Here is a 24,851-nt window from a genome sequence, read left to right as displayed (position 1 = left end):
GCGGGCTCCTTCGTGGCGGCGGAGATCAGTTGCGGGCGCGCACGGACAGGCCGCGCACGAGATGGCGTTGGAAGAACAGGAAGCCGAGGACGAGCGGCGCGGTGACGATCACCCCGCCGGCCATGAGCGCTCCCACATTGCCGGTGGTCTCGCCCGAGGCGCGGAAGGCGAGGAGCCCGAGCGGCGGCGTCATCATCTCGGTGCGGGTGACGACGACGAGCGGCCAGTAGAGGTCGTTCCAGTGGGCGATCACGCTGATCGTCGCGAAGGCCGCGACCGCGGGCCAGGCCGCCGGCAGCATCAGGCGCCAGACGATGCCAAGCTCGGAGAAGCCGTCGAGGCGGGCGGCGTCCAGCACCTCGTCGGGATAGGACAGGAAGAACTGGCGGAACAGGAAGATCGCGAAGGCCGACACCACGAAGGGCAGGACGAGTGCGGCATAGGTGTTGAGGAGGCCGGCCTGCGCAATCGCGAGATAGAGCGGGATCGCGGGGACCTGGATCGGGATCAGGAGGGAAACGACCACCGCACCGAAGAGAAGCGGGCGGCCGCGGAACGGCAGCTTGGCGAGCGCGTAGCCGGCGGGTGCGGCGACGAGGATCTGGAGGACGAGGATCGCCCCGCAGACCACGACGCCGTTCAGCATGAAGCGCAGGAGCGGCTGGCTGGAGAAGGCCAGCGCATAGTTGGCGAAGGCGCCCGTCCAGCTCGGCGCCGGCAGGAGGGAGCCGTCGTAGACCGTGCCGGGGGCGGCAAGGCTCACCGCCACCATCACCACGAAGGGCAGGAGCGTCAGCCCGGCGGCGAGCACGAGCACGAGGACCGACAGTGCGTGCCGGAGCCGCGAGGCGCCTTCGAGCCGCACCTCATCCATGCGCGCTTCCCCGGTCGAAGAGGCGCACCTGAAGGATCGAGAGCAGGCCGACGAGAAGGAGGAAGACCACGGCGAGCGCGGCGGCCGCGCCGACGTCGAAGTAGCGGAAGGCCTGCTGGTAGAGCGTGTAGAGCAGCATCTCCGTCGCCCCGCTCGGGCCCCCTTGGGTGAGGACCGCGACGGTCTCGAACTCCGACACGCTGCGGATCAGCGTGATCACGGTGACGAAGAGCGTGACGGGCGCCAGCGTCGGCAGGGTGACCAGCGTGAACCGGCTCCAGCCGCGGTCGGCGCCGTCGAGCGCGGCGGCCTCGTAGAGCTGGCGGTCGATCGTCGCGAGCCCGGCCAGGAACAGGAGGATGTTGTAGCCGAGCATCTTCCAGACGCCGATCGCGGCGAGCGTGCCGAGCGCCGTCGAGGGGTCCGTCAGGAAGCGCACGCGCTCGAAGCCGAGCCACGACAGGGCCGTGTTGGCGATGCCGAAGGACGGGTGCAGCACCACCTCCCAGGCGGTCGCCATGGCGACCAGCGTCGCCGTCACCGGCAGGAAGAACACGGTCTGGAACAAGGGCCGCAAGCGGCCTTGCCCCTGGAGGAGCACCGCCAGCCACAGCGCGCCGCCGATCGAGACGGGCGCGACGATCGCCACGTAGAGCGCGGTGTTGGCGAGGCTGTTGCGAAGGCCCGCGTCGCTGCCGAGCGCCGCATACTGCCGCCAGCCGACGAAGGCGGCGCCCAGCATGCCGAACTGGTAGTCGGTGAAGGAGAGGGCGAGCACCGCGATCGACGGCAGAATGAGGAGCGCGAGAAGCAGCGTCGCACCTGGCAGGGCCAAGAGTGCCCCGACCCGGCGGCGATGGCGGAGGTCCGCGTTCAAGCGACGGCCCGCGCCGGCGGGGTGGTCGGTTGGGTTGCGGCCTCCGCTCGCGGGAAGACGTGGACGGCGCCGGTCTGGAACTGCAGCACGCCCTCGCTGCCCGGCGGCCACTGCCCGATCGCCTCGGACGCAATGCGCACCACGCAGGGCTCCCCGCCCGCCATCGTGCGCACGAAGAGATGCGCCTCGACGCCGGCATGCTCGGCATGGTCCACCACCACGTGCAGGCCGGGCAGCCCCGGCTCGTGGCGACGGCGGATGCCGGCATGCTCCGGCCGGAAGGCGACGACGCCGTCGATCGCGGCCAGCGGCCGCCCGCCGAGGATGATGTCGCCGTGCGCCGTCCGCTCGCCGATCGCCGCGCGCAGCGTCGCCGCGTCGATGACGTTGAGGTGGGGCTGCGAGAGGAAGCGGGCGACATCGAGGTCGGCGGGATGGCGGTAGAGCTCGTCCGGTGTGCCGATCTGGCGTACGCGCCCCTCGAACATGACGATGACGCGGTCGGAGATGGCCATCGCCTCCGACTGGTCGTGGGTAACGAAGAGCGTGGTGGCGCCGATGCGGCGCTGCAGGGCGCGCAGGTCCGAGCGCGTCCGGTTGCGAAGCGCCGCGTCGAGATTGGCGAGCGGCTCGTCGAGAAGGAACAGCCGCGGCTCGCGAATCAGGGCGCGCCCGAGGGCGACGCGCTGGCGCTGGCCGCCCGACAGCGCGGCGGGCCGACGGTCGAGGAAATGGTCGATGCCGAGCATTTGCGCGGTCGCCATCACGCGCGCCGCGATCGACCGGTGCTTCGTCCGCGCACGCGGCGAGAGGAGGCGCGCGGCGCCCACGCGCTCGAGCGCGGACAACTCGCGCATCACGAGCGGCGCCGACAGATTCTGGCGACAGGTCATGTGCGGATAGAGCGCATAGGACTGGAACACGAAGGCGACGCCGCGGTCCTTGGGCGCGAGACCTTCCACCGACCGGTCGCCGATCCGGATCTCGCCGCCGGCCACCGGCTCGAGGCCCGCGATGGCGCGCAGGAGGGTCGACTTGCCGCAGCCCGACGGCCCGAGGATCGACACGAACTCGCCCGGCGCGACATCGAAGCCGACGCCGTCGAGCGCAAGCGTCTCGCCATAGCGGCAGCTGAGATCGCGGATGCCGAGCCGGCTGGCCGCCTCGTTCACGAAGCCGACCTTGCCGCGTGTCGCGAGAGACGATGATCGGCCGATGGCAGCGACGTCGGGTCCTCGTGCATCCTTCAAGCCCCTCGCGTCGTTACCCACCCTTGTCGCCAGATCATGCGACACCCCCGACAGAAGATAGCGCTCGCGCCCTCGGGTCCACGGCTTGCGACGGATGGCCACGCCGGGAGGGCCGCTCCCGCGCGGCATGGACACGCCCCGGGCTTTCGTCCACGAGGACGCCACAGCCGCCTTCGATCACCCAGAGCCCCGCATGCAGCCTCCCGCCAGCTATCCCATCGCCATGCTTCCGGCGCTCACCGGCCGCTCGCTCGCGCGATGCCGCGCCATCGTCGAGGCGGGGCTGGTTCGCCGCATGGAGGTACCGTTCGGCGACAAGGCCAAGGACGACGGCGGCCGGCGCAAGGCGATCCTCGTTCCGGCCGGCCGGGTCCGGTCGATCCTGCACGTCCCCGACGTCGAGATCGCCAGCGAGGACGAGACGGACGAGGCCGACCGGATCGCGCATTGGGCGAGCGAGCAAGCCGACGAGGTCGTGCGCGTCCGGCGCTCGACCGACAGCGCCTTTGCCGCCTTCGAGGTCGAGGTGCCCGTCTTCGCCGCGATCTTCCCCGTCGAGCGCGAGACGCTCCTCATGGCGTTCGCCCGCGTGCGCGCACCGGGCGGCATCGGTCGACGCCTCGCCGACGACGAGATCATCGGCGAGGACGAGATCGAGGCAACCGCGCAAGCCGTCGCCCTGGAGGCGCGCGCGGTCGTCGCCCGCATGCGCGAAACGCTTGAAGCGGTCGGCGCGGACTACGCGCGGCGCTTCACGGAGGAGACCCGCGATCTCGGCGACCCCGCCGCCTTCCTGAAGGCGGCGACGCAGGCCGATCTCGAACGCTTCGTCTTCGCGGCGCAGACGACCGGCGAGGACGAGGTGCGCGCGACCTGCGACCGGTGGTTCGACAAGATCGCCGCCTCGGTGCGCTCATACCGACGACAGAGCCGGCGGCGCGCAAGCTTTGCCGAGGCGTCCGGCTACGACCGCTATCCCAGCCTCTTCCCGCTCGCGCGCGCGATCGGCCGCCGGCTCCTGTTCCTCGCCGGCTCGACGAACTCCGGCAAGACCTACGAGGCCATGCGGCTGGCGATCGAGGCGCCGACGGCCGAGGTCCTGTCGCCGCTCCGCCTTCTCGCCCACGAGCATCGCGAAACCTTGAGCGCCGGCGGCGTGCGCGCCGGCCTCGTCACCGGCGAGGAGCGCGACACGGGCGAGGACGTCACGCACTACGCCCGCACCATCGAGACGATCGACGTCGGCCGGCGCGTCGACGTCGCGGTGATCGACGAGATCCAGATGCTCGCCGACGAGCAGCGCGGCTGGGCGTGGACGCAGGCGCTCTTCGGCGTGCCGGCCGATCTCGTGGTGATGACCGGCTCGCCCGATGCGGTGCCGATGGTGGAGCGCCTCGCCAAGGTGCTGGGCGAGCCGCTCGAGGTGCGCGTGCTCGCGCGCAAGAACGAGCTCGCGGTCTGGCCGCAGCCGATCGCCCTGCGCGATCTCCGGCGGGGCGATGCCGTGGTCGCCTTCTCGCGCGCGGCGGTGCACGAGCTGCGCGAGGCGATCGTGCCGCTCGGCCTGTCGGTCGCCACCGTCTACGGCGCGCTGAGCCCGGAGGTCCGCCGCGCCGAGGCCGCGCGCTTCCGCCGGGGCGAGGCCGACGTGGTGGTCGCGACCGATGCGATCGGCATGGGGCTCAACCTTCCCGTCTCGCGTGTCTTCTTCTCCGCGCTCGACAAGTTCGACGGCACCAGGCGCCGCGCCCTCCTCCACTCCGAGATCCGCCAGATCGGCGGGCGGGCCGGCCGCTTCGGCATGTTCGAGGAGGGCTTCGTCGGCGTGATCGGGGGCGGCGCCTACGGCGTCGAGAAGATCCGCGCCGCCCTGTCGTCGCCGCCGAAGGAACTGACCGGGCGCGCCTTCGTGCGTCCCAACCGCGAGAGCGTCGCGCTCGCCGCCGAGTTCCTCGAAACCGACGCGCTCGACCAGATCCTCGCCTACCTGCGATCGCGTCTCGTGCTCGACCATCCCGACCTCAAGATCGGCGACATGGACGAGGAGATCGAAAAGGCGCGGCGCCTGTCCGGCGTCGACCTGCCGCTTCTCGACCGCCTCGCCTATGCCGTGGTGCCGGTGTCGCTGCGCCATCCCTGGTTCATGGACACGGTGCTGACCTGGGCCCGCGCCCATGCGGCCGGCACGCCAGCGCCGCTGCCGCCGCTGCGCTCGGGCGACCTCCAGCGCCTCGAGGACGGCGTCAATCTCGCCACGGCCTGGCTCTGGCTCTCGCAGCGCTTTCCCGAGGTCTACCGGGGCGAGGACGTGGTGCGCGAGGGCGTCGCGCACCTCAACGCCCAGATCGAGCGCAACCTGACGAAGCTTTCCGCCGGCCTCGCCGCCACGTCGCACCCGGCCAGGGACAAGGCCCGCCGAGGCCGCAAGCCGCGCCGGCCGGACGGGGCCGGGCGCTGACGGCCGGTCAGTCGCCGTCTTCCGCCGCCCCGCCGGCAAAGCGCCCGGCGGCGACCGCATGCACCAGCGCCTGGTGGTCGAGCGCGTTCTGGTCGGCGTAGCGCTCCGCCCATTCGTCGAGCGCCTGGTCGAAGCCGCGGTTCTCCGCCCCGCCGCAATAGCCGGCGATCGCGGCGGCGTCCCCGGTGCGCGCGTGCGCCCGCGCCAGGAGGGCGCCGTAGCCGAAGGCGAAGAATTCCAGCGAGCGCCCGCCAAGGAGCGCGTGCGGGATCTCGCCCTTCATGTTCTTCATCTGGCGGACGTAGAACGGCCGATCGCCGATCGTCGTCCAGCCGAGCAGCGGGTCGCCCACCGCCTGCAGGAGGCGCTGGCCATAGACGACGCGCGCGCCGTCATGCGAGCCGTAGGGCTCGGGCAGTGGCGGCACGTAAGGGGCGTGCGACGGCGTGATCGCTTCCTTGACCTGCAGGAACAGGGCGTCCTGGTCGGAATTGCCGAACAGGAGGGCGAGATAGGCGCGCGTGCCGACGCTGCCGACGCCCACCACGCGGTGGACGACGTCGACGACATGGTAGCGGCTCAGCATGAAGCGGCGCTCGCGCGGCAGGGACTCGGCATAGTGCTCGAGCCCTGAGATCACCGCCTCGCGCGTCGCCTCGCCGACGGCGGTCAGGATCGGCGGGTCGAGCCGGAAGCGCCAGCCGCCGTCGACCTGACGCTCGCCGACCTTTTCCAGGAGCGAGGCGTTGTCGCGGCGGCGCGCCTTCTCCACCGCCTTGCGCAGCGCGGCCTGTGAATCCGCGTCGATCTCGATGCCGTTGAAGTCGAGCCGGTCGGCGCGGGCGGCGCGATGCCAGACGTCGATGGGCCCACGCGGGGCGAGATCCAGCATCGAGCGCCGGTAGCCCTCGACGCAGCTCGTGACGATCCGCTGACGCTCGCCGCGCCCGATCTCCTGCTGGCGCGCCACGACGTTGAGGCTCGCGACCAGCCGCTTCAGGTCCCATTCCCACGGCCCGATCGTCACCTCGTCGAAGTCGTTGAGGTCGAGCACGACATCACGCTGCGGGGTGCCGAAGAGGCCGAAGTTCGAGATATGGGCGTCGCCGTTCATCACGACGTCGATGCCGCTGCGGGGCGTGCGCGACAGGTCGAAGGCCATGACGCCGGCAGCCCCGCGCAGGAAGGCGAAGGGCGACTCCGCCATGCGCGCGATGCGCAGTGGCACGAGGCGGGCCTGCCGGCCGGCGTTCGAGCGCTCCACGAGTTCCACGGGATCGGGGCGCCCGTCGGTCGGGACCGCCTCGGCATGGACGGCATGCGGCACCTCGCGGCGCAACTGCTTTCCGGCGGCCCGGCGTCGCTCCCAGGGCTCGCCTTGCGCACGCAGGTCGATCCGCGGAAAGGCTTCCGCCGGCGCCAGCACGACGTCGGAAGGCTTCTCGGCGTCCAGGGGCGGGTCGAGGTCGGACGCCTCCGGGCCCGGCGTCATTTGCGGCGCGCTGATGTCCATGGCTCGGGGTCCTGCGAACTGCACTCTCGTCTTCGAAGAGAGCGCCGTTCACGGAAATGTCAAGAAAGGGTCGCGGCCACCGATCTGCGGCCGCGAAGCCCGTGTTTTCAGTGCTCAGGCGACGCGGGCGAGCGAGACCTTGCGCCGCACGATCTGGCCCGGCTCGCGGTCGAAGGCGGCGCGGTCGCGGCACTGCTCGGACAGCGCGAGGCCGACGCGGCCGCCAACCTCCCAGAGCGCCTGCTCGGGGCATCGCGCGGCGACGGTGAGGGCGATGCGTCGAAGATGCGTGCGGGCGACGCAGTGGAGCGCGAGCTCCGCCCGCTCGCGCAAGGGCATCGCATCGGCCATCTCGGCCACGCGCTCGTCGGACGAGCGCATGAGAAGGGCCAGGAGTTCCAGGGAAATCGGGCAGGTCGGCTCGTTCGGTCGATAGCGTCCGCTCATGGTTCGGCCTCGGCATCATTCGGGTTCTGACGAAGGACGTAGCGCCAGCGGCGCGCGGAAAACTCCTCAAATCTGGGGATCGACGGCAAGGATCGCTTAACCCTTCACTCGGACGGGATGCGGGAGGGCCGTCCGGACAAGGGTTCGAGGGTTGAGCGTACACGATGCCGCACCCGCCCCGTTTCCATTTCGCCGGCAAACGAATGGGCGGCATCGACCGAAGGTCGAAGGCGTTGGTCCCGCGATCGACTGCCGGCGCATGCGAGGGAGGGGCTGGCCGATCCGGCCTGTGCGTCGTAACGAGCAACGGATGGCCTCGCCTCCCGAACGCTTGCCGCTCCATGGGCGCGAACCGCGACGGCAGGCTCGCCGGAGGAGACAGGGATGCCCGAGAAGACGCTGTTTCTCGTCCAGCAGTTCGAACGCATCGGCAAGCGGCTGGTGGCCGGTCGGCAGATGGAGTTCAAGACCGCCGGGGAAGCCGAGGGGCGGGCCGAACGGGACTCTGCCCGTACGGTCGGCGTCGTCGCTCTGCAGCAGACGATCGACACCGATACCGGCGAGGTCGTCGAGGATCCTGTGGTGCTCGCGCGCTACGGCGAGTTGCCCGCCGATTTCGGCGACGCGTGAACACCTCCGGTCGGGGGTGCGTGTCCGCTGATGGATGGGCCCGTGCCCGGCGGCGGACGACGGGTGGTCAAACGGGCAGCGGCGGACGCATCGGCCTTCCCGCCCGCATCAATGCTTGCGGGTGTCCTTCTCGCGCGCCTCGAACACGCGGTCGAGTTCGTCGAGCTTGCGCTGCAGGTCGTCGGGAAGCCGCTCGGAGGGTTTGAACGGCTCGGCATGCTGCATGCTCTGGCGCACGCGCTTTTGCAGCGAATGATCGGCCAGCAGTTTCGCCAGATCTCGCATGGGCATGCCTCTATCCGTCCGCCAAGGATATCGAGCATAGAACGCAACTCTGTAGCCAACGTTGCGTGCGGACGATTTTAGTTTTCAACCATCAGCAGGATAGGCCCAACCACCGCGTGCACCGAGCGTGATCGGCAGCGGTCGGCTCGTATGAGAACGGGATGAAATTAAGCAAGAGGTCTCGGCCTGCTCGGCCAAGGGCCCGAAAACAAAAACGCCTGCCGGGGGAGGACCGGCAGGCGTCAGAGAGTACCCTTCGGCTGGGAGGAGGATGCCGTCGGGCGGATCCGCAGGAGCCATATTGGGAGGAGAAGGCTCGTGCGAAACTCGTGAGATGAAACTAGTCGATCAGTGTGCGGTGCGGTAGTGCATTCGCTGCATGGCAGGCCTGCAGCCGCGTCAAGGCTCGGCGCGCACGTCAGCAGGAAGGCCAATGTTTGCAGGCATTGCGCTCAGCACTTGAGCATTTGGTGTCGTCGTGGGCAAACTGTCGCCAAGCTTGCGCATTGTCACGCGGCTGCAATCTGCTACACCGCAACCCGTGGCTGCGTCGCGCTGGCTAGCTGCACCAGCTCGAAGCCCGTCAGCTCTGGGAGGTGCTGGCGGGCTTCCTCGTTTTCGGGCCCGTCGCCGTCGTGTTTCTCAACGATCCGAGACGGTCAGCGCCGCGTCGACCCCGTCCGCCTTGCCGCTGAGGCCCGGCACCTCGTCAAGTTGCCGAAGCGATGTGAAGCGGCCGCGCTCCTCGCGATATCGCACGATCTCGAAACCGTGCCCCTTCAGCGCATCGATCCCGTCGAGTTCCTCGGCCGTCGCCGTGTTGAGATCGAGCATCGGACACCCCTTCCCCTGTCGTCGGCTTGGCCGGCATGACATGAAACCGGCCGGGGGCGGCCCGTCGCGGGGCCGCCCCCGGCCGCCTTATTCAGCGCAGGAACGCGATCAGGTCTTCGTTGAGCCGCTCGGGCACGGTGGCGAACAGGCCGTGCGGCTCGCCCTCGTATTCGATGAGGCGCGCACCCGAGATCGCCTTGGCGGCCGCGCGGCCGGTCGGGTCGATCGGCACCGTGGCATCGCCCGTGCCGTGGATCACGAGGGTCGGCACCGTGAAGCTCTTGAAGTCGGGGCGGAAGTCCGTCTTGCCGAAGGCGTCGACGCAGCGGATCGTCGCCAAGGGGCTCGCCATAACGCCGAGCACGAAGCTCCAGTCGAGAATGCCCTGGCTGACCGGCTTCGACAGAAGGCCGACGCCGTAGAAGGTCTTGGCGAAGCTCTGCAGGAAGGCGAAGCGGTCCTTGCGGATCTGCGCCTTCATGTCCTCGAACACGTCGCCGTCGACGCCGTCCGGGTTGGTGTCGTCCTTCAGGAGATAGCCGGCGACCGAGGCGACGAGGACGGCCTTGGCGATGCGCGAGGCACCGTGGCGCGTCAGGTAGCGCGCGATCTCGCCGCCGCCCATCGAGAAGCCGACGAGCGATACGCCGTTGAGGTCGAGCCCTTCGAGCACGGCGGCGAGGTCGTCGGCGAACGTGTCGTAGTCGTAGCCGGTCGCCGGGTGGCCGGACTGGCCGAAGCCGCGGCGGTCGTAGGTGATGACCCGGAAGCCCGCCTCGAGGAGGGCCAGCGTCTGATACTCGAACATGTCGCCGGTGAGCGGCCAGCCGTGGATCAGGACCACCGGACGGCCCTGCCCCATGTCCTTGACATGGATCTGCGTGCCGTCCTTCGCTGCGATATAGGCCATGCGGAATTTCCTTGTGCTGAGATGGCCAATAAACCCTCGAGCCGTGCCGCATGTTCCCGCGGCATCGCGGCGCCCGTCCGCAGACCGGCCGGCTAAGGGTGATCCGGCTCGAACGCCAGCCGATGCCCGTCGGGATCGACGAGGCTGCCGGCGTCCCCGGCCCGGCCCCGACAGACGAGAACGGTGGCAAGGGGCGAGCCGTCGGGCGCCGGGCGCGGCGACGGTTCGGGCCTGCGGTACGAGAGGAGTTCGAGATGGGGCGCCGATCCGCCCCGACACGAGAGCGTCACGACCTCCACCGCCGTATCGGGCCCCAGCCCGTCGAGGCGCCCCTGCTCGGCCCCGCGATTCTCCTGGCGCGAGGCGAGGCGAAATCCGAGTTGCCGGTAGAAGGCGATCGACCGCTCGGCATCCGCGACCGCGATCGCGCTGTGGTCGATCCCGAGACACGGGCTGCCGCGAGCACCGGCCCAGATATCCGGCACGCGGTCGGCCGGGAACTCCAGGAACTCCAGCGGGTGCCCTTCGGGATCGCGGAACTTGAAGGCCGTCACGCCGCCCGATGCCGCCGGCAGGCGCTCGGGGCCGGCCTTCGAGATCGGCGACCAGCCCGTCGTGGCGTCGAGCTGCCGCATCGCCTCATCCATGCGCGAGACCACGATCGCGCAGTGCTGGAAGCCGGTCTCGTTCGACAGCGGCGGCGCGCCGCCGGCCTCTATCGCCGCGACGAGGTCCAGCCGCTGTGGACCAAGATGCAGCCCCTCGCCGTCCGCGACCGCTCCGAACGCCGTCACCCAGAATGCCCGGACCGCCGCGACGTCGCGGCAGGCAAGGCGCACGCCGAGGATTTCGGCGCCCGTCACGGCCAGCGCGCCCCGCGCCGGTTGAGGAACACCGCGTAGAGCGAGTGGCTGACACCGATGAACAGGCGGTTGAGATGGGGCGAGCCGCCGAAGCAGAGGTTCGACACGGTCGCGGGCAGGCGGATGCGCCCGAGAAGCTGGCCGTCCGGAGACAGGCAGTGCACGCCGTCGCCGGCGCTCGACCAGACGTTGCCGTCCTCGTCGATCGCCATGCCGTCGGTGTAGCCCGGCGAGACCTTTGCGAAGTCGCTGATGCCTTGGAGCGTCCGCCCGTCGGCCGCCACGTCGAAGACGCGCAGCACCTGCGTCGGGTCGGGCTTCGTCTGGTCGCCCGTCTCGGCCACATAGAGCCGCCGCTCGTCCGGCGAGAAGGCGATGCCGTTCGGCCCGTCGAAGGTGTCCGACACAAGGTCGAGCGCGCCCGTGTCCGCGTCGAGCCGGTAGACGCCGGGCCGGGTTTCCGACGCCTGGCGCTCTCCCTCGTAGTCGTTGGAGATGCCGTAGACGGGATCGGTGAACCAGATCGAGCCGTCGCTCTTGACGACGAGGTCGTTCGGCGAATTGAGACGCCGCCCCTCGAACCGGTCGGCGAGCACCGAGATGCGGCCGTCGTGCTCGACGCGGCAGACCGCCCGCTCGCGGTTGGAGCAGAACACGACGCGGCCGTTGCGGTCGCGCGCCTGCCCGTTGGCCTGCCCGCTCGGAAAGCGCCAGACCGACAGGCCCGCCGTCTCGCTCCACATCATCGTGCGGTCGCGCGGCAGGTCCTGGAACAGGAGGCTGTTCCAGTCGCCCATCCAGACGAGACCCTCGATCCAGCGCAGGCCCGTCGCCAGAAGCTCGATCGGCGCGTTGCCGAGGACGTAGCGATCGAACCGCGGATCGCAGCTTTCGAACCCGATCTCGCTCACGCCGCCACCCTCACCGGAAACGGCATGGGCTCGTCTCGTCGCGCTTGGTGTCGAACTGCACCACCATCAGGACGGCGGGCTCGTCGCCAACCGTGCCGGACATGTGGCCCTTGCGGCCGTCGCGCTCGCGCGTGCCCTGGTCCTCGCCGAACGAGATCTCGCCCGGCCCCATCTCGACGCGCGTCCCGTCCATCGATTCGACATACCAGCGGCCGGACAGGGGGATGATCCACTGCGGCGCGGGGTTCTCGTGCCAGGCCCCCTCCCAGCCGGCAGGCTGCACGGTGACCATCACCGTCATCCCGTCGTGATGCTTCTGGCCCCGCCATTGCGGAGCGGCCGGCGGCTGCATGCTCTTCAATTCGAACTCGGTCATCCGGCACTGCCGCTGCCGGCTGACGCCGTCCTCATCGGTGTAGAGGTGCCAGTAGGGAACGGTCGGCTTGTCCTGGCTCACGGCTCGGCTCCGGTCGAATAGGGATGGGTGGAGGACAGGGGATCGGCGAAGAAGGCCCCCACATCGCCGGCCGTCGTGCCGAACGCGATGAGAAGGAAGCCGCCGGCGACCGCGAAGTTCTTGAGGAAGTCCCACATCGTCTCGCGGCCCTTGGAGGGACCGCGCAGGCGAAAGTCGGACGCGCGCCAGAACCGCTTGAAGAGGATCGCGGTGGCCGCGCAGTAGCCGGCCAGCACGAAGGCCGCGAGCCGGTCGGCGATGCCGGTGAGGACGCCGAGCGACATCGCGATCTCGACCGCGAAGCCGACGAGGATGAGGGCCTTCGCCAGCGAGCGGTTGCTCGTCGCCTCGCCCGCCTGCCGGGTCGCCGCCTCGAAGTTCAGCACCTTGTCGAGCGCGCTGAACGGCAGGAACAGGAGCACCAGCGACAGGCGCGTGAGAAAAGCGACGAGGATCTCGAACGTCATGTCGGCGGTTGGCCCGGGCAGCATCTGTCGGGGAGGGCAAGCGCGAAGCCGGGCCAAGCGTTCCCCTGCCTTGCCGCGAATTCATGCGGCCGGGCGCGAAACGAGGGGAACGATCGGCCGCGAGACCCGTCTTTAGCCGCGACATCCCAAGGCTTTCGGAGGCGCAGCATGATCGAGGACCGCTACGACGTCGTGATCGTGGGCTCGGGGCCGGGCGGCGGGACAATGGCCTGGAAGCTCGCGCAGACCGGCAAGCGCATCCTCCTGATCGAGCGCGGCGACTACCTGAAGCGCGAGCGGGAGAACTGGGACACGCGCGAGGTTTTCGCCAGGGGACGCTACCAGACCGACGAGACCTGGACCTCGTCGTCCGGCGACACGTTCCGGCCGGGCCTGCACTATTTCGTCGGCGGCAACTCCAAGGTCTATGGCGGCGTCCTCCTGCGCCTGCGCCTCGAGGATTTCGACGCCGTGCGCCATCCCGACGGCATGGCGCCGGAATGGCCGGTGAAGTACGACACGTTCGAGCCCTACTATCAGGCCGCCGAGGAGCTCTTCGAGGTGCGCGGGCAGCGGGGCGAAGACCCGACCGAGCCGCCCTCGCACAAGCCCTACAAGCACCCCGCGATCCGCCACGAGCCGCGCATCGAGGCGCTGTCGGAGGCGTGGACACGCGAGGGTCTCAACCCCTTCCACCTGCCGATGGGCGCGCTTCTCGACCAGGACGAGACCGGGGCGGCGACGCCCCATTCGCCGCTCCTGCGCTGCGACCCGTTCGACGGCTATCCGAGCCTCACCAACGGCAAGGCCGACGCGCAGGTGATCTGCGTCGACCCGGCGCTGGAGGCCCATCCGAACCTGACGCTCCTGAAGAACGCCTATGTGGAACGCCTCCTGACCGACGCCGGCGGCAGCACCGTCACGGGAGTCGAGACGATCGTCGAAGGGCGCACCCACACGATCCGCGGCGACATCGTGGTGGTCGCCTGCGGCGCCCTGTCGTCGGCGCTCCTCCTCCTGCGATCCGCCAACGATCGCCACCCGGACGGGCTCGCCAACGGCTCAGGGTTGGTCGGGCGCAACTACATGCGCCACAACAACGCGACGGCGCTCGCGATCTCGAAGGTGCCCAACCCGACCGAGTTCCAGAAGACGCTCGGCCTCAACGACTTCTACCACGCCCATGCCAAGTCGCCGATGAACCCGCACGAGTTCCCGCTCGGCCACATCCAGATGGTGGGCAAGTCGGATGGGATGCAGATCGAGGCGGAGGGGCTGCCCGGCTTCCTGCACTGGCTGCCCGAGAAGCCGTTCGACTGGATCGCCCGGCACTCGATCGACTTCTGGCTGACCTCCGAGGATCTCCCGCGACCGGAAAACCGCGTGTTCTACCGCAACGGGCAGGTGCATCTCGATCTCACCGAGACCAACATGGACGGGCACCGGGCGCTGCGCGAGATGCTGCGCCGGATCTGCGACAAGGCCGAGATCCATCCACACCTCGTCGATCGCTCGCTATATCTCGGCAAGGACACGCCGATCGGCGGCACGGCGCATCAGGCGGGCACGCTGCGCTTCGGCGAGGACCCGGCATCGAGCGTCCTCGATCTCGACTGCCGCGCGCACGGGATCGACAATCTCTACGTCACGGACGCGAGCTTCTTCCCCTCGATCGGCGCGGTGAACCCGACGCTGACGATCATCGCCAACGCGCTGCGCGTCGCCGACACGATCGCCGGGCGCCTCGGCACGTCCGTGGGCTAAGGGAAGCGGGCGCCCGTCCTCAACGCAGGAAGCCTTCGGCGTCGAACGCGTCCCACTCGCGAAGGCGCGGCTTCGGATCGCGGCTGCGCGAAGCCTTCGCCGCCTTCGGCTCGGCCTTGCCGCCGCGCGTGAGCGCCGCCTTGCCGGCGGCGCGCGAGCGTTTCTCCTTCAAAGCCTCCGCGTCCTCGATCCGCCAGAGCGCGGGTAGATCCCGGTCGAGTACATCCTCGATCTGGCGGGGATCGAAGACGTGGAAGGTCACGGCCTTGGCCCGGCCGCGCAGCTTCACGGTGCGGGTGCCCGCGCTCTGCAACCGGCCGTCCTTCAACCATTTCAGGCGCTCGCGCGGCAGGATGGTGAGGATGTCGTCGACCTCGCGTGGCAGGACGGGAAGCGCGTCGACGCCGGCGAGAACCGTCTCGACCACGCGCATGGCCTCCGCGAGCCGTGCCGCCTGATCCGCCTCGAAGCGCAGGACGATCCGTCCGTCCTCGACGCCGAGATGCTTGCGATCGGGAAACGCGAGGCGGGCACGCAGCTCGCGCTCGATCCCTTGCGCGCGCACGCGCGAGCCGAGCGCGGCCGCCACGGGAAACGGCCACTCGGCTTTCAGATCCTTCGAGGTTTCGCCGTCGCGCGTCGCTGTCATCCGCCCGCAACGCGGCAGGACGCGGTTTCTTTCCCATGCGCGCGGCCCCGAGATCATGAAGCCGGCCGGCCCTCTTGACCAATCGCCGCCCCGGCCAAGCTCATGTCCGAGCGCACGGGAGGCGAGCCCATTCCTTGCGCGGCCGAACACCATCGGAGGGAATGACACCATGATCGACGCGACCGACCGCTCGCATCTCGAACGCTGCGTCGCGCTCGCGGCCGAGGCGCTGGAGGCGGGCAACGAGCCCTTCGGCTCGATCCTCGTCGATGCGGACGGCGCGACGCGTCTGGAAGCCAGGAACGAGATCGGCGGCGGCGACGCCACGCAGCACCCCGAGTTCGCCATCGCGCGCTGGGCCGCAGCACACCTCTCGCCGGCCGAGCGCCGGGAGGCCACGGTCTACACGTCCGGCGAGCACTGTCCGATGTGCTCGGCCGCCCATGCCTGGGTCGGACTCGGGCGGATCGTCTACGCCTCCTCGGCCGCGCAGCTGACGGCGTGGCAGAAGGACCTCGGATTGGCCCCCTCCCCGGTGCGCCCGCTCGCCATCAACGAGGTCGCCTCCGGCGTGCCCGTCGACGGACCGGACGCGGACCTTGCGGAAGCCGTGCGCGAGCTTCACGCGCGCACCGCGCGGCGCTGAGGCGCCGGCGCTACTTCCGCTTGAACGCCGCCGACAGGGCCGCACCGAAGGCACCCTGCGAGGCCGGAGGCGCCTTGGCCGGTGCCGGCTTGTACGGCGCGCGCACGGCCGGGCGCTCGCCGCCCTTGCGCTCCGCCGCATCGGGCATCTCGCGGCGCATCGTCAGCGAGATCCGCTTGCGCTTCACGTCGACCTCGACGACGCGCACCTGCACCACCTGCCCCGCTTTCACGACCTCGGCCGGGTCCTTCACGAAGCGGTCGGCGAGCTGCGAGACGTGGACGAGCCCGTCCTGGTGGACGCCGATGTCGACAAAGGCGCCGAAGGCCGCGACGTTGGTGACGGTGCCTTCGAGGCTCATGCCGGGCTTGAGATCGGTGATGGCGTTGACGCCCTCCGCAAAGGCTGCCGTGCGGAAGGCCGGCCGCGGATCGCGGCCGGGCTTTTCCAGTTCCGCGATGATGTCCTTCACCGTCGGCAGGCCGAAGCCGTCGCCGACGAATTTTTGGGGATCGAGCGACTTCAGCGCCGCCGGATCGCGCATCACGGCCGGCACGTCCTTGCCCACCGCCGCCACGATCCGCCGCGCCACCGGATAGGCTTCCGGATGGACGGCCGAGGCGTCGAGCGGTTCGGTGCCGCCCGAGATGCGCAGGAAGCCGGCGCACTGCTCGAAGGCCTTCGGCCCGAGGCGCGGCACGTCAAGAAGCTTGCGGCGTGTCTTGAACGGCCCCTCGGCGTCGCGATGGGCGACGATCGCCTCGGCGAGCGAGGGCCCGAGGCCGGCGACGCGCGACAGGAGCGCGGCCGAGGCCATGTTGAGATCGACGCCGACGGCGTTGACGGCGTCCTCGACGACGGCGTCGAGCGCCTTCGACAGCCGTCCCTGGTCGACGTCGTGCTGGTACTGGCCGACGCCGATCGCCTTGGGGTCCACCTTGATCAGTTCGGACAGGGGGTCCTGCAACCGCCGCGCGATCGACACGGCGCCGCGGATCGAGACGTCGACGCCCGGCATCTCCTTCGACGCGAGCTCGGACGCCGAGTAGACCGACGCCCCGGCCTCGCTCACCACCGCCTTCACGGGCTTTCGCCCCGGCAGCGCCTTGATCACCTCGGCGGCCAGCGCCTCGGTCTCGCGGCTCGCCGTCCCGTTGCCGATGGCGACGAGTTCGACATCGTGGCGCCCGATCAGCTGGGCGAGCTTGGCCATCGCGCCGGCCACGTCGTTCTTCGGCTGGAACGGATAGACCGTCGCCTGATCGACGAGGCGCCCCGTCGCGTCCACCACCGCGACCTTGACGCCGGTGCGCACGCCGGGGTCGAGCCCCATCGTCGCCTTCGCCCCGGCGGGCGCGGCGAGGAGCAGGTCCTTGAGGTTGCGCGAGAAGACGCGGATCGCCTCGCCGTCCGCCCCTTCCTTCAAGGTGCCCATCATCTCGGTAGAGAGGCTGGGCTTCAGCTTCTGGCGCCAGGCCCAGCGTGCGACGCCCATCAGCCAGGCGTCGGCAGGCGAGCCTGCCGCGGTCTTCACGTCCGAATGCCGCGCGACCATGGCCTCGACCGGCTTCACGCTGGCGGGATCGTCGGCATCCACCTCGACGTCGAGCGTGACGACGCCCTCCTTCTCGGCCCGCAGGAGCGCGAGCACGCGGTGGCTCGGCGCGCCGGCCCATTTCTCGGCATGGTCGAAATAGTCGGAGAACTTGGCGCCGGCCTCCTCCTTGCCCGGCACGACGCGGGCGCGAACTTGAGCCTTCGCCACGAGGTGGCGGCGGATCTCGCCGACAAGGGCGGGATTTTCCGCCATGCCTTCGGCCACGATGTCGCGCGCGCCCTCCAGCGCCGCCTTCGCGTCCGGCACGTCGGTGTTGAGGAAACCGGCGGCGAGCGCCGCCGGATCGACGCTGCGATCCTTCAGGATACGCTCGGCCAGGGGACCAAGACCCCGCTCGCGGGCGGCATCGGCGCGGTTGCGACGCTTCGGGCGGAAGGGAAGGTAGAGATCCTCGAGCGCGACGCGCGTCGCCGCGCCCCGGATCGCCCGCTCGATCTCGCCCGTCAGCTTGCCCTGCTCGCGCACCGATTTCAGGACCGCCGCCCGGCGCGCCTCGAGGTCGCGGAGATAGGCGAGCCTCGTTTCCAGCGTGCGGAGCTGCGCGTCGTCGAGCCCACCCGTCGCCTCCTTGCGGTAGCGCGCGATGAAGGGGACCGTCGCGCCGCCGTCGAGAAGCGCGACCGCCGCGGCGACCTGGGGCCCGCGCGCCCCGATCTCCCCGGCGATCACGGTCTCGATGGTGCTCTGCGTGTTGCTCATGTCGGTCGTCCTCGCGCGGGCCTGTTCCGGGGCGCTGATAGCATCCCCGCCGTCCCATCTCACCTGCCCTGTCAAGACGGCGCCTTCGCGGCGTGAACGCTGCGTCGTCGCGCGCCTCGGCTGCGCGCTTCCCCGAAGCGTGGCATGAGACCGCCGGACCCAACGGGAGAATCGAACCGATGAAGCTCTACTACAAGCCCGGCGCCTGCTCGCTTGCGCCCCATATCGTCGCCCGCGAGGCCGATCTTCCCGTCGAACTCGTGTCGGTCGATCTCGTGCAGAAAAAGCTCGAAGACGGCGGCGACTATTTCGCCGTGAACCCCAACGGCTACGTGCCGGCGCTCGACATCGGCGACGGCCCGGTCCTGACCGAGGCCTCGGTGGTCGTCCAGTATCTCGCCGACCGGAAGCCCGAGAGCGGCCTGATGCCGTCGGCCGGCTCGACGGCGCGCTACCGCGTCCAGCAGTGGCTGGCCTTCGTCTCGACCGAGTTGCACAAGCAGTTCAGCCCGCTGTTCAAGCCGAACACGCCGAACGCCACCAAGGAGATCCAGGAGGAGCTTCTGGCCAAGCGCTTCGGCTTCGTTGACCAGGCGCTGGAGGGCAAGACCTATCTCACCGGCGAAACCTTCACGGCCGCCGACGCCTATCTCTTCACGGTCCTCAACTGGGCCAGCTTCGTGAAGCTCGACCTGACGGCCTTCCCCGAGATCGCCCGGTTCATGGCGGCGGTGCGGGCTCGGCCCGCGGTCCAGACCGCGCTTCGCGAAGAGGGCCTCGCCTGATCACACCACGACGAAGCCGTGGGCGAAGGGGTCGCGGTCGTCGATGAAGATCGTGTTGATGCCGGTCTGACGCGCCCAGCCGGCGATCGACGGGACGATCGCGGGGCGGCCGCCGACCTCGGCGGCTGCTTCCACCCGGCCCCGGAACAGGGAGCCGATGATGCTCTCGTGGATGAAGTCGTCGCCCACGTTGAGCTTGCCCTTGGCGGCGAGCTGCGCCATGCGCGCCGAGGTGCCGGTGCCGCAAGGGCTGCGGTCGATCGCCTTGTCGCCGTAGAACACGGCGTTGCGCGCGTGCGCCTCCTCGTGGCGCGGCGCGCCGGTCCACAGGATGTGGCTGAGGCCACGGATCGCCGGGTGCTCGGGATGGACGAACTCGTACTTCTCGTTGAGAGCCTTGCGCAGCTTCGGCGAGAAGCCGATGAGCTCGCCGGCGGTGAAGTCCGCCATGTCGCGGAACACCCGCTGCGGCTCGACGATGGCGTAGAAGTTGCCGCCGTAGGCGACGTCCACCACCACCTCGCCGAGACCTTCGACCTCGGCCGTCAGACCTTCCGAATGGAGGAAGCCCGGCACGTTGCGCAGCCGCACCTCCTCGACGAAGCGTCCCTCCTGCCGAAAGGTCACGTCGACGCGGCCGGCCGGGGCGTCGACGGCCAGACGTCCCGCCTCGCGCGGGGTCACCAGCCCGTTCTCGATCGCCATGGTCACGGTGCCGATGAGGCCGTGGCCGCACATCGGCAGGCACCCCGACGTCTCGATGAAGAGGACGCCGACGTCGCAGTCCGGCCTCGTCGGCGGATAGAGGATCGAACCCGACATCATGTCGTGGCCGCGCGGCTCGAACATCAGGCCGGTGCGGATCCAGTCGTACTCGGCCAGGAAATGGGCCCGCTTCTCCAGCATCGTCGCGCCCTGCAACAACGGCCCGCCGCCGGAGACGAGGCGGACCGGATTGCCGCAGGTGTGCCCGTCGAGACAGGAGAAGGTGCGCGATGCCATGGAACGCCTTAAGCGAAACGCTGGGGGGAGAAGGGTGCGAGATCGACCGGCGAGGCCCGGCCGGTCAGGAGGTCGGCGACGATCCGGGCGGTGCCGGCCGACTGGGTGAGACCGAGATGGCCGTGGCCGAAGGCGTGGACGATGCGCCGGCTGCCGCGCGAGAAGCCGATGGCGGGAAGCGAGTCGGGCAGCGACGGGCGAAAGCCCATCCACTGCCGGCCGCCGTCGGTCTTCAGCCCCGGCAGGAAGCTCTTCGCCTTGGCCAGCATCGCGTCCGACCGCTTGAAGTTGGGCTTCAGCCGCAGCCCGCCGAGCTCCACCGCCCCGCCGACGCGGATGCCGGTGGAGAGCCGCGTCACCACGAAGCCATGGCCGCCGAAGGTGACCTGCGTGCGCAGATCGAACGCGTCGCCCGGCAGCGTCGTGTTGTAGCCGCGCTCGGTCTCGAGCGGCACGCGCTCGCCGACCGTCGCCGCGATCCGGTGCGAGAAGGCGCCGGCCGCCACGACGACATCGGCGGCGCGGCGGGGCCCATCGCCGGTGTCGAGCGTCACGCCAGCGGCGTCCGGCAGGAGGGCGCGCACATCAGCCGTCTCGATCGTCCCGCCGTTCTCGCGGAAGCGTTCGGCGAGCGCCAGGACGTAGAGCTTCGGGTCCGAGATCGAGAACCAGCCGGGCGTGAAGGTGCCGCGCACGAAGCGATTTGCCAGACCCGGCTGCACCTCGGCCATCTCGGCCGCGCTCATGTGGCGGAACTCGATGCCGTGGCGCTCGCGCGCGTCCCAGCCGGGCAGCGAGGCCCGCCATTCCTCCTCGCTCTCGAAGACCTCGAGATTGCCCTCCCGGCGCAGCATGGGCAGCGTGCCGGTCGTCTTGAGGAAGGGCTCGAGCTCGGCCTTGGAAAGATCCATGAGGGCGGTCTGCGCGGCGGTCGCCGCCTCGACCCGGCCGGGCGAGCACGCCCTCGCGACGCGCAGCATCCAGGGCGCGATGCGAAGCGCATAGGCGGGTGGCACGGAGAGCGGCCCGAGCGGGTCGAGCAGCCAGCGCGGCGCCTTTCGCATCAGACCGGGCGAGGCGAGCGGCAGGATGTCGGTGAAGGCGAAGGCGCCGGCATTGCCGGCGGACGCCCCCGCCGCCGGCCCCTCGCGATCGACGACCGCGACGCGCCGACCCCGCCCCTGGAGCGCGAGCGCTGCCGAGAGGCCGACGACGCCGGCCCCGATCACGATGATGTCCGGCTGCACTGCCTCGTTCATGGCCGAGCTATGCCTTCGCGGTCGTCAGGCCGCAAGGCGCGGCGCGTGGGAGGCGGTCTTCGACCAGCTGGCGTACCAGGCGTCGAAGAGCTTCAGCTGCGCCTCGGCGAAACCGCGCTGCGAATCCGACAGGACGTCGGTCTCGTTGAACTGCAGCGCGAACTCGTCATGGCCCTTCAGCACCATCAGGTGCTTGAAATAGAGGACGAGGTCCGGCCCCTCGTCGAAGGAGGAGAGGACGGCGAGCGCCCCTTCGAGTTCCAACGCCTGCCGGCGTGCGTCGGCATCGCCCTTGGCAGCGGCCCGGGCGAGCGCGCACAGATGCAGCACCTCGCGCGGCAGGACGTTGCCGATACCGGTGATGGCGCCGGTCGCGCCGCAGTTGACGAAGCCGTGGACCACCGCGGTGTCGACGCCGACCATCAGCGTCACGCCGTCGTCGCGGCTGGTGATGTGCTCGGCGGCGTAGCGCAGGTCCGCCGGGCCACCGAACTCCTTGAAGCCGACGAGGTTCGGGTGCTCGGCGCGCAGGGCGAAGAAGAGGTCGGCCTTGGTGGCGTAGCCGTAGTACGGGCTGTTGTAGATGACCGCCGGAAGCCCGGGCGCGGCCGACAGCACCGCCTTGAAATGCGCCTTCTGGGCGGCGGGCACCGTGCCGCGCGACAGGACGCGCGGGATCACCATCAGGCCCTTGGCGCCGACCTTCGCGGCATGGGCGGCATGGGCGACGGCCGAGGCCGTGTTGACGGCGCCGGTGCCGACGATGACCGGCACGCCGGCCTTCACGAGGCGCTCGACGCCTTCCATGCGCTGCGCGTCGGTCAGGAGCGGCCAGTCGCCCATCGACCCGCAGTAGACGACCGCCGACATGCCGGCGGCGATCATGCGCTGGCCGAACGCCACCAGCGCGTCGAAGTCCGGCGTGCGGTCGGGCTTGCACGGGGTCATGAGAGCGGGGATCACGCCGGAGAAGACGGACGAAGACATCGCGGGGCTCCTGAAGGTTCGGGCCGGCGCGACGGCTCTCTCGCGCCCATGAGCCGTTCTAGCATCTTGTATTTTATTTGTCGACAGAGGCCCGCGCGAGCGGAATCGCCAGATCGGACCGCCGCTTCATGAGCCGGTCGATCTGTTCGACGATCTGTTCGGCATGGATGCCGGCGAGCCTGTCGGCTTCATCGACATCGCGCGCGGCGATCGCTGCGATCAGGTCCTCGTGCTCCTCGACGAAGCGGGGCGGCAGGCGGTCCTGGTAGGAGTCGTAATAGAGGCGCAGGAGCCGGCGCCCGTCGTTCAGCAGCCGGTCGAACAGGGAGGCGAAATAGGGATTGCGCCCGCTGTCCGCGATCGCCGAATGAAAGGCGGCGTTGGTCGCGATCATGGCCAGCGCGTCCTGCGCGGCGACAGCGCCTGCAAAGGCCACTTGTCGCGCGCGGATCGCATCGAGATCGTCCGCCCGGTGGTGTTCGGCCGCCAGCCGCGTCGTCACGCGGTACATCAGAACCAGCGCGTCGAAGAAGGGCGGCAGGGCGGCGGCGTCGAGCGAGGCGACGAGGGTCGAGCGGTTCGGCAGCGCCGTCACCAGTCCCTCGCCCTGGAGACGCACCAGCGCCTCGCGGATCGGGGTGCGCGACAGGCCGAAGCGCTCGGCGAGCGCCACCTCGTCGATCGGGCTGCCCGGCGACAGATGGAGGTCGAGGATCTCGTCGCGCAGCTGCTCGTAGACGAGCCGTGCCCCCGAGCCACGGCGCCGCTCCGGGATCGACGGGTCGACAGTCTCGCTCATGACGGCTCCTCGGGCGGTATTTCCCGGAGCTTTAGGCAGGCGGCGGCGAGAAGGCCAGTGCGGCCGCGCGTCAGCCTCGCAACCACAGCGTCTCGAGCTCGGCCCCGCCCTGCATGCGCACCACGCGCCGCGCGTGGGAGGCGATGTCCGGGACCCCCGGCTCGACGGCCAGTTCCACGACGCGCTCGCCCCGCGCGCGGCGGCGCTTCCACTCCGCATAGGGGTAGTCGTCGATGCCGAGGAACGTCGAGCGCCCGCGCGGGACGGCGCGGCGCTGGGCAAAGCCCGAATTGATCGCTGCGAGCGTGATGCGCGAGCGATGGGCGGAGACCAGGGAGGCCGTGTCCACCTCGATCACGTCATGCGCCTCTGCGCGATAGGAGCCGGCGTTCAGCATGCGCAGGAGGCGGGCGCGGGTGAGGCTGAAGAAGGCGTGCGCGTTGAGGATCGCGTACCAGTCCGCCGGTGCCAGCCCGTCCTCGAGGCAGGCCGCGAGGCTCCGGTCGCTCATCGGCTTCTGGTCGCGGATCACAGCTCGCCCCAGCCGGGGATGGCGGATCTCGACCGAGGCCGGCCGCCGCGCCTCCAGCGCCCGCCGCGCGTCGCCCGTGACCTCGAAGAGGTCGAGCAGCGCGCTGGTGCCCCAGAGCCCGTGCTGCCGGATCGACGGCCAGGAACCGGCGGCCGCCATATGGTAGAGGACTGGACAGTCCCGGATCAGTTCGGACAGCTCGTCCTCGCTCAATCGCCCCTCCCGTCGGTCGCCCGAGCGGAAGATGGGCGGCGGCGGGACGGCCCGGCAGGCGGCGCGATGTCGCGCCGCTCTCGGCTCAGGCGAAGAGTTGCCAGCGTTTTGGCATCACGGTGATGGGTGTTCCGGCCTCGCTCGGGGCGTGGGCGGGCAGTTCGACCTCGATCCGGCGTGCGGGGTCGGCGAGGTTGAACTCGGCCATGCGCGCCCCGCCGACGCGCCGCGTCAGCGCGATCTGGCCGGACAGGCCGCGCGCGCTCGGCGCCAGCACCTCGAAGTCGTGCGGGCGCACGAACATGCGCCAGGACCCGTCGCGCGCGTCGGTGCGCCCGAGCGGCACGCCGCCAAACGCGATCTCGCCGCCGCGCACCTCGACCGGCAGCTCGTTCGACTGGCCGATGAAGGAGAAGACGAACGGGCTCTGCGGCCGGTCGTAGATGTCGTCGGCCGAGCCCACCTGCTCGATCCGGCCCTGGCTCATGACGACGACCCGGTCGGCGAGCTCCACCGCCTCGTCCTGGTCGTGGGTGACGAAGACCGTGGTGTGGCCGGTGCGCTCGTGCAACTCGCGCAGCCAGCGCCGCAGGTCCTTGCGCACCTTGGCGTCGAGCGCGCCGAAGGGCTCGTCGAGAAGCAGCACCTTCGGCTCGATCGCCAGCGCCCGGGCGAGCGCCACGCGCTGGCGCTGGCCGCCCGACAGCTGCATCGGGTAGCGCTTGGCCACGTCGGGCAGCTGGATGAGGTCGAGAAGCTCCTGCACCCGGCGCCGGATCTCCGCGCTCGAAGGCCGCGAGGCGCGCTCGCGCACCGACAGGCCGAAGCCGATGTTGTCGGCCACCGTCATGTGCTTGAACAGGGCGTAGTGCTGGAACACGAAGCCGACGTTGCGCTCCTGCACGCTCTTGGTCGAGGCGTCCTCGTCGCCGAAGAGGATCCGGCCCGCGGTCGGGAACTCGAGCCCCGCGATGAGGCGCAGAAGCGTCGTCTTGCCGGAGCCCGACGGCCCGAGCAGCGCGATCAGCTCGCCCGAGCGGATGTCGAGCGAGACGTCGTGGAGCGCGGGATAGCGGTCGAATTCCTTGCGGATGTTGCGCACGCCGATCTTCATCAGTGGGA

The 24,851-nt window shown here is 70.2% G+C and carries 25 protein-coding genes; 5 read left to right on the top strand and 20 right to left on the bottom strand.

Features of this window, described 5'->3' with window-relative positions; translation table 11 throughout:
* Positions 1-25: 25 nt before the first annotated feature.
* From ACLNGM_RS05645 to ACLNGM_RS05635, 3 genes are read right to left on the bottom strand one after another with little or no spacing between them, the layout of a single operon-like run.
* Complete coding sequence (locus tag ACLNGM_RS05645; protein ID WP_090966347.1) at positions 26-874, bottom strand: carbohydrate ABC transporter permease; 849 nt, start codon at positions 872-874, stop codon at positions 26-28.
* Positions 867-1,751, bottom strand: coding sequence for a carbohydrate ABC transporter permease (locus tag ACLNGM_RS05640; protein WP_416357549.1), 885 nt, complete (start codon positions 1,749-1,751; stop codon positions 867-869). Before ACLNGM_RS05640 ends, ACLNGM_RS05645 begins: the two co-directional genes overlap by 8 nt.
* Entirely contained in the window at positions 1,748-3,001 is a 1,254-nt protein-coding gene (locus tag ACLNGM_RS05635) for an ABC transporter ATP-binding protein (protein ID WP_416357548.1), read from the bottom strand. Before ACLNGM_RS05635 ends, ACLNGM_RS05640 begins: the two co-directional genes overlap by 4 nt.
* Before the next feature lie 193 nt (positions 3,002-3,194).
* Between ACLNGM_RS05635 and ACLNGM_RS05630 the strand changes: the two genes are divergently transcribed.
* Positions 3,195-5,459 carry a helicase-related protein gene (locus tag ACLNGM_RS05630; RefSeq protein ID WP_416357547.1) on the top strand — a complete coding sequence of 755 codons (2,265 nt, stop codon included), beginning with the start codon at positions 3,195-3,197 and terminating at the stop codon, positions 5,457-5,459.
* Positions 5,460-5,466: 7 nt separating this feature from the next.
* On the opposite strand, the gene ACLNGM_RS05625 is transcribed toward ACLNGM_RS05630, so the two are convergent.
* Both ACLNGM_RS05625 and ACLNGM_RS05620 read right to left on the bottom strand, forming a co-directional pair.
* Positions 5,467-6,972, bottom strand: a complete 1,506-nt coding sequence (locus ACLNGM_RS05625) for a DUF2252 domain-containing protein (RefSeq protein ID WP_416357546.1) — start codon at positions 6,970-6,972, stop codon at positions 5,467-5,469.
* Positions 6,973-7,086: 114 nt separating this feature from the next.
* Entirely contained in the window at positions 7,087-7,419 is a 333-nt protein-coding gene (locus ACLNGM_RS05620) for a hypothetical protein (protein WP_416357545.1), read from the bottom strand.
* A gap of 384 nt (positions 7,420-7,803) precedes the next feature.
* Between ACLNGM_RS05620 and ACLNGM_RS05615 the strand changes: the two genes are divergently transcribed.
* Positions 7,804-8,049, top strand: a complete 246-nt coding sequence (locus ACLNGM_RS05615) for a hypothetical protein (RefSeq protein WP_090966338.1) — start codon at positions 7,804-7,806, stop codon at positions 8,047-8,049.
* Positions 8,050-8,157: 108 nt separating this feature from the next.
* Here ACLNGM_RS05615 and ACLNGM_RS05610 read toward each other — a convergent pair whose 3' ends face one another.
* From ACLNGM_RS05610 to ACLNGM_RS05580, 7 genes are all read right to left on the bottom strand, one after another.
* Positions 8,158-8,340, bottom strand: coding sequence for a hypothetical protein (locus tag ACLNGM_RS05610; protein ID WP_294640380.1), 183 nt, complete (start codon positions 8,338-8,340; stop codon positions 8,158-8,160).
* A gap of 636 nt (positions 8,341-8,976) precedes the next feature.
* Positions 8,977-9,168, bottom strand: a complete 192-nt coding sequence (locus ACLNGM_RS05605) for a ComEA family DNA-binding protein (RefSeq protein WP_416357544.1) — start codon at positions 9,166-9,168, stop codon at positions 8,977-8,979.
* Positions 9,169-9,259: 91 nt separating this feature from the next.
* On the bottom strand, positions 9,260-10,078 hold the full coding sequence (locus ACLNGM_RS05600; RefSeq protein ID WP_090966334.1) for an alpha/beta fold hydrolase: 819 nt from the start codon (positions 10,076-10,078) through the stop codon (positions 9,260-9,262).
* A 92-nt stretch (positions 10,079-10,170) separates the two neighbouring features.
* Positions 10,171-10,941: a VOC family protein gene (locus tag ACLNGM_RS05595; protein WP_416357543.1), complete on the bottom strand. Its 771-nt coding sequence runs from the start codon at positions 10,939-10,941 to the stop codon at positions 10,171-10,173.
* A complete protein-coding gene (locus ACLNGM_RS05590; protein ID WP_416357542.1) occupies positions 10,938-11,852 on the bottom strand; it encodes an SMP-30/gluconolactonase/LRE family protein in 915 nt (304 codons plus the stop codon). The genes ACLNGM_RS05595 and ACLNGM_RS05590 overlap by 4 nt, the downstream gene beginning before the upstream one ends.
* A gap of 10 nt (positions 11,853-11,862) precedes the next feature.
* Positions 11,863-12,309 carry a cupin domain-containing protein gene (locus ACLNGM_RS05585; RefSeq protein WP_416357541.1) on the bottom strand — a complete coding sequence of 149 codons (447 nt, stop codon included), beginning with the start codon at positions 12,307-12,309 and terminating at the stop codon, positions 11,863-11,865.
* Entirely contained in the window at positions 12,306-12,776 is a 471-nt protein-coding gene (locus ACLNGM_RS05580) for a DoxX family membrane protein (RefSeq protein ID WP_416357540.1), read from the bottom strand. The genes ACLNGM_RS05585 and ACLNGM_RS05580 overlap by 4 nt, the downstream gene beginning before the upstream one ends.
* A 168-nt stretch (positions 12,777-12,944) precedes the next feature.
* Between ACLNGM_RS05580 and ACLNGM_RS05575 the strand changes: the two genes are divergently transcribed.
* On the top strand, positions 12,945-14,540 hold the full coding sequence (locus tag ACLNGM_RS05575) for an FAD-dependent oxidoreductase (protein ID WP_416357539.1): 1,596 nt from the start codon (positions 12,945-12,947) through the stop codon (positions 14,538-14,540).
* A 19-nt stretch (positions 14,541-14,559) separates the two neighbouring features.
* On the opposite strand, the gene ACLNGM_RS05570 is transcribed toward ACLNGM_RS05575, so the two are convergent.
* Entirely contained in the window at positions 14,560-15,189 is a 630-nt protein-coding gene (locus tag ACLNGM_RS05570) for a hypothetical protein (protein ID WP_416357538.1), read from the bottom strand.
* A gap of 169 nt (positions 15,190-15,358) precedes the next feature.
* Here ACLNGM_RS05570 and ACLNGM_RS05565 point away from each other — a divergent pair, with 169 nt between their 5' ends.
* Positions 15,359-15,835: a nucleoside deaminase gene (locus tag ACLNGM_RS05565; protein WP_416357537.1), complete on the top strand. Its 477-nt coding sequence runs from the start codon at positions 15,359-15,361 to the stop codon at positions 15,833-15,835.
* A 10-nt stretch (positions 15,836-15,845) separates the two neighbouring features.
* Here the strand turns inward: ACLNGM_RS05565 and ACLNGM_RS05560 are convergent, their stop codons facing one another.
* Positions 15,846-18,152, bottom strand: a complete 2,307-nt coding sequence (locus ACLNGM_RS05560) for a Tex family protein (protein WP_416357536.1) — start codon at positions 18,150-18,152, stop codon at positions 15,846-15,848.
* 179 nt (positions 18,153-18,331) lie between these two features.
* On the opposite strand from ACLNGM_RS05560, the gene gstA reads away from it, so the two are divergent.
* Positions 18,332-18,937 (top strand): glutathione transferase GstA, encoded by a 606-nt coding sequence (gene gstA / locus ACLNGM_RS05555; protein WP_416357535.1) that lies wholly within the window; start codon positions 18,332-18,334, stop codon positions 18,935-18,937.
* Here the strand turns inward: gstA and ACLNGM_RS05550 are convergent, their stop codons facing one another.
* The 6 genes from ACLNGM_RS05550 to ACLNGM_RS05525 form a co-directional block, all read right to left on the bottom strand.
* On the bottom strand, positions 18,938-19,939 hold the full coding sequence (locus ACLNGM_RS05550; protein ID WP_416357534.1) for a 4-hydroxyproline epimerase: 1,002 nt from the start codon (positions 19,937-19,939) through the stop codon (positions 18,938-18,940). It lies immediately after the preceding gene.
* Positions 19,940-19,947: 8 nt separating this feature from the next.
* Positions 19,948-21,198, bottom strand: a complete 1,251-nt coding sequence (locus ACLNGM_RS05545) for an NAD(P)/FAD-dependent oxidoreductase (protein ID WP_416357533.1) — start codon at positions 21,196-21,198, stop codon at positions 19,948-19,950.
* A 24-nt stretch (positions 21,199-21,222) separates the two neighbouring features.
* Complete coding sequence (locus tag ACLNGM_RS05540) at positions 21,223-22,185, bottom strand: dihydrodipicolinate synthase family protein (protein ID WP_416357532.1); 963 nt, start codon at positions 22,183-22,185, stop codon at positions 21,223-21,225.
* Positions 22,186-22,258: 73 nt separating this feature from the next.
* Positions 22,259-22,984: a GntR family transcriptional regulator gene (locus tag ACLNGM_RS05535; protein ID WP_416357531.1), complete on the bottom strand. Its 726-nt coding sequence runs from the start codon at positions 22,982-22,984 to the stop codon at positions 22,259-22,261.
* Positions 22,985-23,054: 70 nt separating this feature from the next.
* Positions 23,055-23,729 (bottom strand): DUF7002 family protein, encoded by a 675-nt coding sequence (locus tag ACLNGM_RS05530; protein WP_416357530.1) that lies wholly within the window; start codon positions 23,727-23,729, stop codon positions 23,055-23,057.
* Positions 23,730-23,814: 85 nt separating this feature from the next.
* On the bottom strand, positions 23,815-24,843 hold the full coding sequence (locus ACLNGM_RS05525; protein WP_416357529.1) for a sulfate/molybdate ABC transporter ATP-binding protein: 1,029 nt from the start codon (positions 24,841-24,843) through the stop codon (positions 23,815-23,817).
* Positions 24,844-24,851 lie beyond the last annotated feature (8 nt).

The sequence above is a fragment of the Aureimonas phyllosphaerae genome, from assembly GCF_047943035.1.
GTDB lineage: Bacteria > Pseudomonadota > Alphaproteobacteria > Rhizobiales > Rhizobiaceae > Aureimonas > Aureimonas phyllosphaerae.
This window is presented reverse-complemented; position numbering and strand designations above follow the sequence as displayed.